This window comes from Shewanella violacea DSS12, from assembly GCF_000091325.1.
GTDB classification, from domain to species: Bacteria; Pseudomonadota; Gammaproteobacteria; order Enterobacterales; family Shewanellaceae; genus Shewanella; species Shewanella violacea.
Genome location: NC_014012.1, coordinates 714,022 through 727,798, shown reverse-complemented (window position 1 = coordinate 727,798; position 13,777 = coordinate 714,022). Strand labels below are relative to the sequence as shown.

14 protein-coding genes are annotated in these 13,777 nt (G+C 45.6%); 4 read left to right on the top strand and 10 right to left on the bottom strand.

Translation table 11 applies throughout. The features are described from left to right. The first annotated feature begins 153 nt into the window (after positions 1–153). The 4 genes from SVI_RS02915 to SVI_RS02900 all read left to right on the top strand — a co-directional run bounded on the left by SVI_RS02915 (position 154) and on the right by SVI_RS02900 (position 3,605). The gene (locus tag SVI_RS02915; protein ID WP_041419619.1) at positions 154–1,470 is read left to right on the top strand and encodes a PKD domain-containing protein; all 1,317 of its coding nucleotides are present in this window, start codon (positions 154–156) and stop codon (positions 1,468–1,470) included. A 50-nt stretch (positions 1,471–1,520) separates the two neighbouring features. Further along, a complete protein-coding gene (locus tag SVI_RS02910; RefSeq protein WP_013049894.1) occupies positions 1,521–1,733 on the top strand; it encodes a hypothetical protein in 213 nt (70 codons plus the stop codon). Between the two features lie 248 nt (positions 1,734–1,981). After that, positions 1,982–2,191: a ribosome alternative rescue factor ArfA gene (locus SVI_RS02905; RefSeq protein WP_013049893.1), complete on the top strand. Its 210-nt coding sequence runs from the start codon at positions 1,982–1,984 to the stop codon at positions 2,189–2,191. 469 nt (positions 2,192–2,660) lie between these two features. After that, complete coding sequence (locus SVI_RS02900) at positions 2,661–3,605, top strand: DMT family transporter (protein ID WP_013049892.1); 945 nt, start codon at positions 2,661–2,663, stop codon at positions 3,603–3,605. Between the two features lie 11 nt (positions 3,606–3,616). Here the strand turns inward: SVI_RS02900 and SVI_RS02895 are convergent, their stop codons facing one another. The 10 genes from SVI_RS02895 to SVI_RS02850 all read right to left on the bottom strand — a co-directional run bounded on the left by SVI_RS02895 (position 3,617) and on the right by SVI_RS02850 (position 13,627). After that, the gene (locus SVI_RS02895) at positions 3,617–4,054 is read right to left on the bottom strand and encodes a cold-shock protein (RefSeq protein ID WP_041419618.1); all 438 of its coding nucleotides are present in this window, start codon (positions 4,052–4,054) and stop codon (positions 3,617–3,619) included. Positions 4,055–4,119: 65 nt separating this feature from the next. Next, positions 4,120–4,608 carry a hypothetical protein gene (locus SVI_RS02890; RefSeq protein ID WP_013049890.1) on the bottom strand — a complete coding sequence of 163 codons (489 nt, stop codon included), beginning with the start codon at positions 4,606–4,608 and terminating at the stop codon, positions 4,120–4,122. Positions 4,609–5,027: 419 nt separating this feature from the next. Next, positions 5,028–5,240, bottom strand: a complete 213-nt coding sequence (locus tag SVI_RS02885) for a hypothetical protein (protein ID WP_041419617.1) — start codon at positions 5,238–5,240, stop codon at positions 5,028–5,030. Positions 5,241–5,573: 333 nt separating this feature from the next. Beyond that, on the bottom strand, positions 5,574–6,485 hold the full coding sequence (locus tag SVI_RS02880; protein ID WP_041419616.1) for a hypothetical protein: 912 nt from the start codon (positions 6,483–6,485) through the stop codon (positions 5,574–5,576). A 176-nt stretch (positions 6,486–6,661) separates the two neighbouring features. Beyond that, positions 6,662–7,819 (bottom strand): AI-2E family transporter, encoded by a 1,158-nt coding sequence (locus tag SVI_RS02875; RefSeq protein ID WP_049791019.1) that lies wholly within the window; start codon positions 7,817–7,819, stop codon positions 6,662–6,664. Continuing rightward, a complete protein-coding gene (locus tag SVI_RS02870) occupies positions 7,812–8,477 on the bottom strand; it encodes a potassium channel family protein (protein WP_231847767.1) in 666 nt (221 codons plus the stop codon). The genes SVI_RS02875 and SVI_RS02870 overlap by 8 nt, the downstream gene beginning before the upstream one ends. Further along, positions 8,467–9,339 (bottom strand): HlyD family secretion protein, encoded by an 873-nt coding sequence (locus SVI_RS02865; protein ID WP_013049885.1) that lies wholly within the window; start codon positions 9,337–9,339, stop codon positions 8,467–8,469. Before SVI_RS02865 ends, SVI_RS02870 begins: the two co-directional genes overlap by 11 nt. Positions 9,340–9,364: 25 nt before the next feature. Continuing rightward, positions 9,365–9,574, bottom strand: coding sequence for a DUF1656 domain-containing protein (locus SVI_RS02860; RefSeq protein WP_013049884.1), 210 nt, complete (start codon positions 9,572–9,574; stop codon positions 9,365–9,367). Next, positions 9,574–11,346: a TolC family protein gene (locus SVI_RS02855; protein ID WP_013049883.1), complete on the bottom strand. Its 1,773-nt coding sequence runs from the start codon at positions 11,344–11,346 to the stop codon at positions 9,574–9,576. Before SVI_RS02855 ends, SVI_RS02860 begins: the two co-directional genes overlap by 1 nt. Before the next feature lie 10 nt (positions 11,347–11,356). After that, complete coding sequence (locus SVI_RS02850) at positions 11,357–13,627, bottom strand: FUSC family protein (RefSeq protein WP_013049882.1); 2,271 nt, start codon at positions 13,625–13,627, stop codon at positions 11,357–11,359. Positions 13,628–13,777 lie beyond the last annotated feature (150 nt).

Here is a 13,777-nt window from a genome sequence, read left to right as displayed (position 1 = left end):
AATCATACAAAAGTAGTGCATTTGTAGTTAGAATGATTTTCGAACTAAGGTCACAGCTAGCTAGTACTAATGGATGAGCAGATGGAAATCCTCCCCCTTGGTCTGAAATGTTAACTGTGTCTTTCCCCATCATTGATTAAAGGATCTGTAATCATGTTGAAAAGAAGCATACTTTCTCTACTCGTGACGAGCGCCTTCCTTAGCGGATGTGGCTCAGATGATGACACCCCCATAGAAATTGAAACCCAAAACAAGGCACCAGCAGTTAGTGCTAATTTCTCACCCATAGTTGAAAAATCCTCTTCGACCCTAGCAGTTATCGCTACCGACAGTGATGGCAGCATAGCTAAATACGCCTGGGTGCAAACAGCGGGTCCAGCTCTCGCTATAACTGGTGGTGACACGGCTGAAATATCTTTCACGACTCCCAGCATCGCAGTCGATAGCCCCATCAGTTTCACCGTTAACGTCACAGATAATGAAGGTGCCGTTACCGAATTCATTGCCGAGACAAACATAGATCGAATAGAAACTCACTACCTGCTTGCAGGACAAGTTGTGGGGGTTCAGTATGCCAGCGCCCTAATTTCTGCGACTGTAGGCAGTGAGTCAGCTTCTATTGCAGCAGATGAAAATGGTAACTTCTCTTTAAATCTAGCAATAGATGATGATGTCGATCTTAGTTCTAGTGTGAAGCTCATCGCCAGCAATGAATCTTCACTACAACTCGCCTCTCTTTTGCCCTCTCTTGAGCAGCTCAGTGGCTTTATTACTCAGGCACAATCCAGTTCTAAAATACTGAAGGCTTCGACACAAGCCGTGGGAGATACACCAAAAATCTCAGTCTCAGCCGTATCGACTGCCCTTTATACCTTACTCGTTGCCGAAAATGGTGGCACAGAGCCAACCAATATCGATGCCATCAAGCTAATAGAGAGTCAGATTGATCCTAATGCCTTAATCGAAATAGCGGCAGTGGTTCAGATCTTGATCAACAGTGAAGTCAGTCTGTTACCCCAAGGCACTACAGATTTACTGTCTGTGCTTGCCGATCCAGAACAATATAACGCTTTACTAGAAAGCATAGAGCAGGCAACTCCTGGTGTTATCGAAGAGACAATTATTGCCATAGTGGAAGATCCAGCATTGACACCTCCCCTTGAGGCTGCAGATGTTCCGTCACTCTACTATCAGACCACTCCTGTGGCAGCCTCTTTCATCGCACGCTTTGGTAGCCGTTATGAGTTTGCAGAAAATGGTACAGGTCAAAGAGCATCAAATTTCGATATTCTAGAGTTTGAATGGTCGATTAATAGTGGCGATATTTTACTGACTTACTCTCAAGATCAAGGCTATACCTCCTATCCAATGGTAAGTGGAGTAGAAGGACTGAGTCAGGTTCAAAAAGACGCCTTATTTGCAGCGAATATCGATCAAGTCGATGTCGTTATCGAGAATGGACATTATTAAAAGTCGTCGATGGCCGTTTAGGTCAGCGCATCTATGTTCAAGAGCATGAAATGCGTAAGTCCAACTCTACTGATGAGTTTAGCTACTTGATAGCTCCGCGTTGGAACATGTATGAGCTTATCGATATCGAATACTTCAATACTGTCGGCTCGGCACCTGCTACTAGTTCACCGATTAAAGCTCAGGGCGCTAGCGTGAAAGCTAAGGTAAGCATAGCGAGAAAAATTCTAGAGCCTAATAAGTTGCCTATGCAACTGCATTAAGTCTCTGCATCAATCCTCTCTATTAAGTAACGAGTTAACACATGACCTATGCCTCCTCTTGTTAAAGCAAGAAGGGGCTTTTTTTCTCACTTGGGCCAACCTCTTCCTGCGCACTCTCCTATGTATCGAGTAAAAGCTATTTACTTAGGCTTCAAAGCTGGATTATAGTTCGCTCAGTGAGCTAAGGCTTATGGCTCGCTTTATAGCTGACATTAACAAGATAAAATTCAATTAAATAGGAATATTCGATGACTAAACATCGCAATACCTGTGCTGTTATGGAACATGATAGCGGCCGCGGCATAATCAAAGACAACGCCTTAAAGGCATTAGTCACCAGCGAACTTTTTAGAATGAGGACCGAAAAGCCTAAGAAAGGGAAAGGTTCATATAACCGCAAACAACAGAAGGGGCATGTGCTGAAGGGCAATGCCCCTTTCGACTTTTTAGCGTCCTGATAAATTTAACATCTCCTGCTAAATTCTGTTTAAAAAAATTATTACCTTCCAAAAAAACTCGTCCAAAGCTTCATCTTTTATTAGCAATAAATAAATTAGACTTTCAATTGACAGCACTCCTGAAGAGATACACTATCAATGTTCACTTAACGTCCAAGTTTAGGAACACGGTTTAGCCCATGCTTTTAACTCAATCTCAAACAAGTCATCTCAATAAACAGGTATTAGTTCAGTTGCGACTAGTCGCAACGAATGCCAATACTCGTGTGATTACTTGTGTGTGGCTTAATCAGCCCGCGGATGAGATGGAATAGAAAGCTAGCCTAAACCATTACCCAGCCGCAAAAGAAAGCTTGCGGCAGATAACTCCCCTTCTTCGCTCCGCTCTCTTCTCGGCTTACCACTAATTTGATGCTCAAGACTGATGTTTTGCTTCAAATTGTTTATATCAAAGTAAGCGAGGTACAAGATGACAATGCAAGTCCCGGCAACATTACCCAGACAGGTTCCCGCAGCCTTTTTATCTGTGGTTTTGATCTGGTCAACCACGCCACTAGGCATAGTCTGGAGCAGCGAGTCAGTTCATCCGACCATGGCTGTGTTGTTAAGAATGACGATAGCCTTGCTACTGGGAAGCTTGCTCTTGCTAATAACCCGCATTCGACTGCCATGGACCAAGACGGCGATAAAACTCTATAGCGTCTCATCCATAGGTATAGTCGGCGGTATGTTACTCAGCTATTTCTCGGCTCAATATCTGGCGTCGGGAACCATGTCACTGATTTTCGGCCTGTCACCGCTCATTTCTGGGTTGCTGGCTCAGAGACTGCTCGGTGAGGCCAAATTTGGCCCCATGAAGCTATTAGCCCTAGCAATGGCATTTATCGGATTAGGGATTGTCTGTTCATCTAAGCTGTCATTAGGCTCAGATAGCTGGATAGGCTTGATGCTAATCTTGACTGCTGTGTTTCTCTTTAGTCTCAGCGGCGTATTAATTAAGACCATCAAGATCAATATTCACCCCATTGCCAGTACTGTAGGGGCATTAGCGTTTTCGACACCTATGTTTGCCTTGGCCTGGTTGATATTCGACGGCACTCTGCCAATAGACACATGGCAGGAGAGATCGCTCTGGTCGATTCTGTATCTAGGGGTGTTTGGATCCTTGATAGGCTTTGTCGCTTACTTCTACATTCTGCAGAATCTGCAGGCGAGTACCGTCGCTCTGGTGACCTTAATCACACCTGTGTTCGCCATGATGTTAGGTGCACAGCTTAATGGCGAGACTATTACCGGTGCCTTAATCTTAGGTGCCATGTTTGTGATTTCCGGCTTAGGTCTATATCAGTTCGGTGAAACGGCCATGAACGTTATCAAAGCTAAGGGGCTGGGGCTGAAGAAAAAGAGCCCGTGAGCTTAAATAGATTACTGAGTTTGGCTTATGAGCCTAGTGGTATCAGTAAAGGTCTGGTAAGTCAGGCTAGCACCTATAAGCACCACGGCTATGATGAATAGCCGTGTAATGACCCCAGTTGCTGAGATAGGTATCTTACTATTGCCATTACCTAGGTAGGGCTTAGTGTTTTCTCCATTAGCAGTATTGGCTTCAACACCCTCAATATAAGCTTGGATGGCATTGAGTTTACTGTCGAGCTTAGTCTCAATCAGAAAGAAGATGGTGTCTCCTAATTCGGGCCGTCTACACATATGTTTTAAGGCGGAAATATGGATAAATATTTCCTGCTCGCTGGCAGGACCATGTAAGGTAGCCATATCCACATGAGATGCATCCGGCCTGATAAACCCGCATCCCTTGTCATCGTTCCAACGAATCAATATGCCCTTTAACATCTGAGTTTTCATAGCTATATCTACTAGTATCCTAAAGTGGTGTTTTGCCAATAGTAGGCTTGCCTGATCTCACGGGTCTAGAGTCTAGAGCCATTGTTAATATCGCTCATAGCTTGCAGCTTTTGCTGAAAATGAGTATCGAGTTTAAACCAGAGCTCACTCCTTGGCGCCACACTTTTCATTATGGTGTAGTCACCTATTTTCCCCAGGTAATAGCGGAAAAACTTATCCGCCATAAATGAAGTTTGCACGAACATGTCTCCATCCCCCACAGCATCACAGCTTATCTTAATCGGGGCAGTCTTAGATATGGAAAAATCGACTATGTTTATCACCTTGCCCTTAACCTTCATCGACTGTTTAGACAAAATCTCTACCAGCTCATCATAATGGGTCTTACCATCGCAAATTCCGGGGATCTTCACCCAAGAGCCGATAACAAGAGGCACTAAGCTTTTACTGGGATCATGTTTATCAGTATTCACATACAGACCAAACCCAACTCCGATTGCTGCCAGTAAGAGGAATAAACTGAACAAGAATACCTTGGTATTTTCTGAGGACATTCGAACCCTTTATTTATACGGGTAATTAGATGAGTCAAGTTATCCCAATAGGCATAAAATATCTATAGCATATTGTTATTATGCCTGCTCTCGGGGGCTGTGGTTGTTAGCGAGATATAACTCTTAGTCATGCAAGCCAAGCATTGGCCTTAAGGAATAGAAATCTTAGAGAAGGCTCATTTGAATGGAGTAACAAGTGTATTTATCTTTTTCGATAGGGCTAATAACTAGACATATAACAAGGCATCTAACAAGACAGAACCTAGCTCATATTCGACAATCATATTCACTAGCATAAATACACGACCCGCTAGTAACTATTTATTCAGCACTGAGTATTAGCGAGTAACTTCTACTTGTGACTCGCTAATACCAATCAATCTAGGCTTGTTGATATCACAGGTCTAAATACACTTTAGCTAGTTATAACCTCTAATAAAATCCTTTTCCAAATTAATCACATCTTCCTTAGCACAATGAGCTCCGTTAGCCTGCTCTAGCTCTTCAGCGGCGAGCAACTTGATAACGTAATCCACTCTGCAACGGTATGAGTTAGAAGTTTCGTAGAGATGATGATTAACTTTAAAATGCAACTCGGGCTCGGCAAATTTTTCTTGAATGGTAACTGACATAATAGACACCTCAGATGACCCATCTACACCCTTTATATCGGATATAAACAGCTAGACTTTAATGCAGCATATGCTGTGCCAATATAGGCCAGTTGCATAATTAGCACTATTGCCTCACCCAAGTTTATGAGTAAATAAAAAAAGATAACGATTTGAGATTATTACTCACCCAAATGCCTTTAATTTCAAATAGCCAATGGCTAAAAAGACCAATCTAATAAGATTATTATTCGCAAAATGCCAAAAAACCTTAAACACGTCTCACTTTGCGTTGCACTTGGATTGAGTAATAAAATACTCGGGATGTTCTGCCTGCCAAGGCTAGCTTAATACTTAGTCATCGTCTAACTTGGAGATCGCAATCCGACTAATATCTTTGCCCCATAGCTGAATGATCTTTCGGGTTTTATCTTTATTGAAAAAACACTTACCAAAAATGATGATCCCCGCCCCTTCGAGATCTCGGCGTTCATGGATATCGAACCTGTTACACAAGGCCTGTTGAAAATCTTCGATGGGGATCCCCACATCCCTGCAATCGGCGGGATTGAGCCAGTGCATATGTTTATCGCTGTGAGAGAGGGTTCCCCAGTACATACGCGGCGCACCGTTATCCGTAGGCTCTGCATCGGCAAAGTTAACAAACAGATTCTTGGCCCGCCAACGATACTTCTCATCGGTATAGACCCAAAGTTCTGATTCGGCCAAGTCACTGCCTCTAAGCAGACTATGAAGCAGAGTTTCCAATCCCTCAGAGGAGACTCGGCTCATGGCAGAATGCTCATCTTGGAGCTGTGCTTTATCTGAGCCAGTACCTGTTAAGCCAGCATTGACCTTGCCAGCCCCTTTGGGAATGTCATTAATGATAATCGGCTTAGCCTTACCTCTTGTGTCACTAGCGTCTGCTTTTGAGCTAGCGTGTTTCCCTGCGGCACCCTTAGAGAAATTGATTACCAGAGCTTCGCTATCAACCAGTAATTGATTCACTTCGATGACGGCAAGATCTTCACGCACTTTTGCCTTTGACGGGGTAAGTTCACTGCAATCTGGCAGATGATAACGAGAACCGAAGCAGGCCGCCTTGCCATCTTTCGAGGCTTTGCGGAAGTATGCCTTGCCACTACAGGCTGGGCAGATAAGAGACTGGCGATACATCTCAATTTCCGCATCGCTAAGCGTCTGAAACTTAAACACGGTATAAGTAACCGTCTTAGTCTCATCTAAGGTACAGGTGGCATCTAACATAGTGCTATATGAGTCTCTTGCGGTGCATAAGTTAACGCTAACCTAAAGCGGCTCCAAGTACAAAGACTATCGATATTCAGCTTTTCGTGCCCATAAAAAAGGAAAGCCTAAGCTCTCCTTTTTCCTTTGATAACCAGCCAAGCCCTAAGCTAAGTTCACTGATATCGAATACTTATCTATTTAGCCTGATTAACCACGGCTTCTAGCTTAGGCTCGCCTTCAATAGCCAGAGATTGCTCTGCCTCTGGTGCTTTATCGGCCTTTAACCAAGCCATAAATAGTTCATACCAGATGGCAAGAATGACAGCGCCAAGGAACAAGCCGATGATCCCTGCTGCCAACATGCCACCTATGGCACCGATTAAGATAACTGGCATAGGTACATCTACGCCGCGTCCCATCAGCATAGGCTTAAGGAAGCTATCTGACACGCCTGCCAGCAACACCCAAACTGTGAAGATGATTGCCGATGTGGTGTCTTGGGTAGAAAATACATAAAATATCGCAGGTAATACCACGATAAGGGCCGGCAGCTGAGCTATTCCTAAGATCAGCACACCTAAAGTGATTAGACCTGCCGCAGGTACGTTAAATACGAACATTGCAGAGCCAATTAACATGGACTGAATAAATGCCACGCCGACAACCCCAAGCAAAACACTGCGTATCGTCGCGGCGGTGAGTGTCGTCCACTGCTCACCATTCTTACCTACAACACGTACAGCTACTGTGCTAATGGCCCCAGAGATCTTCTCTGCATTAGACATGAAACCTGCCGCGATAGCCAAAGAGATGATGAACATCATCAGAGTCGCTAGGCTGCTGCCGATAACCGAAGCTATAGTGCCAACAGCCGTCTTAATTTCTGGCAGAAAATGCTGCACAGCTTTCTCTAGGTTAGTGGAGAACAAGGCCCAAATTTCATAAAGCTTGTCACCGATCACAGGAATATCGGCCACCTTCTGGGTTGGACCTGGGATGTTAACCTCACCGCTTTGCAACACCTCAATCGCGTGGCTGACGCCATCGAATATTGAACCTGAAACCAGCACAAATGGAATGACCAGCAGGGCGATACCAATAATCGCCATTGCGGTAGCAGCCAGTCCGCGTCTTCCCTTGAAAGCCTTCTCTAACTTCTGGGTCAATGGCATCAAGGCTACTGCTATGATGGCACCCCACAACACGGGAATGACGAAGGGTCTTATGATGTCAAACGTCCATAGGACGAGCATAAACAGCAAGCCGATGCGGATTGCCGACTCCATCATATTGTTGACAAAAATTTTACTCTGCTGATTTCCCACTCGATTATTTCCTTCTTGATTAGCCATGTTTTTTTCCCTGGTTTGAACTCACTAGACTCGCTACCACTATTGCCATGTAGAATACGCCTGCAATAGCTTCCATATAAACGACGACTTGTGAAAATGAACTGATGGGGCTGATATCCCCATAACCTAATGTAGTTAAAGTAACGAAGCTGAAATAAGCCATCTGAGAGAAGTTTTCTCCCCATGGCAACGGACCCATGCCGGTAAATGAATTTGGCGCGAACTCCATGATTAGCAGATAGGCTATGGTCCACATCAGACCTATAAGGAGGAACAGAGCCACAGACCCCACCACCTTATTGCCATCCACACTGCCGGTGAATAATATCTGCCTAGAGATTGATTTGAATGTTCCCCAGAAGAAGGCAAACATGATCAGCAATACCAGTAGATCTATCTCCTGTATCCCCAGCACCAGCCTCAGCACAGATGCGATAACCCAGCACAGGGCCAGCACCTGCATAAAGCGCTTCCAGCGATGATCGAAGCGCAGACTCAAGATGCAGATTAAAAAGGTCACTCCTATCACACCTTCGAGCGCATATTCTAAGATGCCGCTCGGCATCACTTCCACCAGAGATGAGCTCACTAGCAAGCCAATAAGCGCACAAGTCATGTAGTAGAAGTTATTTTCCTGATTGATTTTCTTAGTCATCATCGAGCACCATGATCGAAGCCGACAAACCAAATCTCAGCTCAACACCCTCGGGCAGCTCATCTAAAGCTATACGCACAGGAATACGCTGTGCCAGACGGATCCACTGAAAAACAGGGTTCACACTAGGCAGCAAGTTATAACCCACAGTGCCATTTTTAGGTGCTATGCCCCAACCTATCGACTCCACCTTGGCCTCGATAGGCTTATCTGGATGGGCCATCAGAGTGACCATGGCCGTGCTGCCGATATGGATCTGCTCTAGTTCGCTCTCACGAAAGTAGGCGAAGGCCCAGAAGCTATTACTGTCGACTAGGGCGATAAGGGGCTGATTCATCACAGCTTGAGTACCAAGCTGAATGTCTATATTGGAGACATAACCATCCACCGAAGCATAAACCTTAGTGAAAGCCAGATTCATCTTGGCTGCCTTCAGCTGCTGCTCGGCGGCCTTGATCTTAAGCTTAGCCTCCTCATAGGCTATCTCACGGCGGATCAAATCTTTATGGGAAACAGCTCCCCTGTCTTTCGCCCTGATATCTTTAAGGCGAACGAATTCTATCTTCCTGCCTTGTGCGCTCAACTTGGCTCGTTGCAAACCAACTTCTGCTTGGGCAAGCGAGACTTCATAGGTGCTAGGATCGATCTGAAACAGTGGATCACCCTTATGCACAAACTGGTTGTCCTTGATATAAACCTGCACCAGAGGGCCTGATACTCGAGGAGCCACCTTGATCACATTGGCCCTTATTTGACCATCGCGAGTCCAAGGGTTGCTGAAGTACTCCTGGTATTTCTGATACCCCAGAAACAGTGCGCCACCTATAATGATGATATTGAGGGCTATAATTAATAATTTTTTCATCTTATTCACTTGTTCAAAGGTCCGTTTAGAAGCGCAAAAATAAACTATCTATGGCGATAACGTAGAACAAGGTTATCGCCATAAAGGTAATCGAAGGAAACGCGATAAAACGCGACAATCTTGTCTTATTCAACAAGGCAACGGTTATCCAGCTGGCCATTGTCGCCATCACTAGAACCAGTAGCAGGGGCGAGAAATAGATATCTCCCGCCGCGAGTTCATGGGGTAAGTCCATTACTCTTGCTCTCCTTGGTTAGCAACCTGAGAACTCACAGCTTCAACTTTAGTAACTGTCGAACTATCTTGGTTAGCAACCTGAGAACTCACAGCTTCAACTTTAGAGGCTGCTGGACTATCTTGATTAGCAACCTGAGAACTTATAGCTTCAGCCTTAGAGGCTGTAGAATTATTGCCCGAAGCCGGCAGGAATTGAGGCTCATCTAAGACATCTCCCCAATCGGTTCTCTGCCTCATCACTTCTCTGGTTTCATCGCTGATGAGAGCCTTGCCGTTATTTATCTGCCAGCCCCCACCCAATGACTTGTATAACGCCACGACTTGATTGGCCACATAACCTTTTATTTGGGCATAACTGTCTTCACTACGGGTCATCTTTTCTACCGAGTTTAACAGTCGCTCAAAACCTATCTGGCCATTCTCATACTGGGTCATGGAGATGTTGAATGCGCGAACCGATGCATTAACCGAACTCATTCTCAGGGCTTTCTGCTCCCGATACAGGGAGTAAGATTCCAGGGCGCCACTCACCTCTTGTACCGCCAGCAACACTTTCTTGTTGTAGCCTATGAGCGCCTCTTGTAAGCGAGCATCTTCGAGACGGACATTATTTTTAATCCGCCCATATTGAAAAATATTCCAAGAAAAAGAGGGACCGGCAGTAAGAGTCAGTGAATCACTGAGGCTAAAACTGTGGCCACTGGGACGCATGCTGTTGACGCCGATAGAACCAAACAGGGTAAAGCTAGGATAGAGGGCCGCCTCTGCCAAGCCTATCTTGGCACTCTGGCCATGGGCGAGTAACTCGGCAACCTGCAGATCCGGACGTCGCATCACTAAAGAGGCATCGATGCGGGCATCTAGCATGGGCGGCGTTGGCACGATAGACACACTGCTCTCATCTGTCATGGAACGCTTAGTTTCGCTCTTGCCATACTCGATACTATAGGCATCGACTTTAGCTTTAAGCTGCTCCGACTCGAGCATGGGCACTATCTCATTGGGCATCACTCCGAGTAACACGGCGAGGGCATTTCTAGCCTGCATCATGCCAATTTTAAGTGAAGGCAGTGCGGCCTGAGTGCTATAGAGCTGACTCTTGGCCTGCTGCACATCCAGTTCAGTGACATTGCCAGAGTCGTACTGCACCTGAGTAATATGTACCACACGCTCCTGGATATGGATATTTCGCCTAGAGAGCAACACTCGCTCCTGAAAAGTCCTGAAGTTAATGTAGTTTCTTGCCACTTCCGATGTGATGGTCACGGCAATATCATTGTAGGAGGCTATGCTGGCATAAAGCGCCGCTTCCGAGGCCTCGACACCTCGGGCATATTTACCCCAGATATCCATCTCCCAACCGGCGTCGAATGACAGGGCCAGATTATTAAACGAGTTATCATTACGATACACTTTCGCCAAGCTACCCGATGCCACCTGCACCTGAGGATAATTGAGTGAATCACTGATCCCCAAGATCATTCTTGCCTGCAAGATACGCAGACCCGCGGCCTCGATATCCAGATTCTGTTTATTGGCTCGCTCAACCAGAATATTTAGAGTCGGATCATTAAACTGTTTCCACCACATGGCGGAATCTTGGGCTGTCTGCTCAATCTCAGCCTCATGGTCTACTAAAGCCGAATCACTCCAAGCCTTGGGCAAACTCTTTGGCGCCAGAGTCTGAAAATCTGGTCCCAGGTTAGTACATGCCGAGAGCCCAAGTAATGGCATCATAACCAGACAGGTTTTGACGTACTTATTTAACATTGCCACCTTCCTAAAATCGCTTCTGTCGCAAATTGTTCCAACTGATATCTTCATAGGCCTGCTTACACTGACCTATTGCATCAAATACATTTTTCTTGAGGTTGAGGAAGATATAGAATCCTGAGATATCCGCTGACGAATACACAGACAGATCTTGACCATTGAGAAAGTCCTCCAACTGCTGCTCTGTATCCTCATAATCCAACTCATAACCGTGAAATACCTGGTCTAAGGTCTCTTTCTTATATCCACCAGCAAGAGACTTGGTCATAGGAAACAAAGCCTCGCTATTGAAAGACTGCCGTCCCTGTGACACCAGCTGATTGCTAGCAAACTTATCTTGGGCCGAGACAAAGATATTGATATGGTTATTAAGCAATTCACAAGCAGCAGAGAAGGCCGCTAGCGCCTCAGGTGTCGTTTGCTGAAACAGCTTATTATTAATTTTTGCGGACCAGAGGGTTAACTTTTTCACAGTGACGTTCATGGTCATCAGGTGCCAATCTGCCCTGAGTTTCTGCCGGCCGTTAGGCTGCGCAATTTGATTACTGCTAAGTACCCCGGCGGCATGCCTAAAGAAGCGCTCCCTCATCACTAGAAACAGGTGTTCTGGCCGCGATGAGAAGGGAAAATAATAGGACAAGATGATCATCAAGACCACCAGATAAAACATCATCATGACACTGAGAAGCACGGCAAAGTTATACTGCATAGTGTTATCTATACCGAGTAAAAACAGGCCCAAGAGGAAAAATATGGTCACCTGTTCCTTAAATATATAGAAGGCGATGAAGGTATAAATGAAGATAAATATTCCGAGCTCGGCACTTAAGGCCAGTCCGGGCAGAACGAATAGATATGAGGGCACCGCAAACAGGAAGCCGAACGTGAATAGCACCAGCAACATCACTGGATGCACAGGTAGGAAAGAAAATAAGGACATGAAGATCACTGAGAAGATCACAAAAGAGTAGCCCCCCGGTGGATTGAAGTAGATCCAGATGAGTCCCGCGATCCAATAGGTGACGAACACTTTTACTGCCGTCTTGGCATTCTCTGCATCCCACCAGATAAACTGAGATAGAGATTTAGGAAATCTCTCGCTGAAATCTACCTTGCCTGTCACTGAATCTATACAGCTGATGGTTGCCGTCAGCCGCGACAACTTTTCGTGGAGCTGATTAAGCAAGTAAGCTATGGTCAGCACCTTACCTCTGCTGAGATGAGTACAGGTTTTTAACGCTTCTTCATCTAAAGTCACTCTCTGCTCTATGACCTCGAATCTGTGCTCTTTATCATCCCAAGCCTGATCCGACTCGGTAAAAAGAGCCGCTAACTTTTGGACAGCTTGCTCATAATCTGTGATAAAGCGCTCTAGGCTTAACCTCTCACTTTCTTTCGTGTCATGGGAGCCTGACTCGGCGACAAAAATCAGTAACTCGGTGATCTGTTTGTAATACAGCAGAGCCAGATCCCACTCCTTCTTATAGGCCGAGACATCGCTGCACTCGGCGCTGATCGAAATATACCTTTGCTCCAAGGCAGCCAGAGCCCCAAAAAGCTGCTTCACTAGGGATGACACATCTGTTGGCTCTACCGACTCATGGACACCATCCAGATCAATAGGCTCAAGAGCATAGCCTCGAACTTGTGTCTCCTTAGGAGAGGTCAGAAGATGAAAAAGTTGCCCCTGTATTCGATTCAGTTCACGGGCCAATACCCTAAGGTTCTGCTCAGTCTTGACCGGAAACAGGAAAACACTGACCAGAGTGAACACCACTACACCAAAAGTAGTCATAAAGGCGCGGTCGACACCATAGATGAAGGCACCGTTGGCATCGCCACCGTTAGACATCATCAACACCATCACCCCGGTAAGCATAAACACGCTTGGGTCTTTCTTATAGGCATTGCGGAAATAGAAGATGACCGCGACCACCACAGACACCACTAACATGTAGAGAAAGCGCTCTTGAGCCAAGAGGCCCACTAATAGCAAGCCGACAACGGCGCCAATCAAGGTGCCAATCACTCTGTAGGTCCCCAAAGCGAGAGACTCACGGCGACTGCCTGTTGAGGCGATCAACATAACAGTGGTGGCGGCCGTCGATGCCTGAGGCCAACCCATAGCCATAGGAATGAGAAAAGCCAAAACCATACTCAAGGAGACTCTAGAGGCAAACTTGAACTTTTCGCTCAGGCAGAAGGGCCATAGCCAAGCACTCAGGTTCAGCCATGACCACTTAGATTGCTCTATTTGACTCGAGTCCTTACCTTGCATTAAATATCCTTATAGGGTCTTGGGGGACGAAAAATAAATTCCTGAATCGGCTCATGCTTTTTAGAACTCACTCCAGTGGTCTATAGACGTTAGTAATAGATAAAACTAATACCAGCGATATAAATAGATAAAGACCAAGGTTCTAACTCA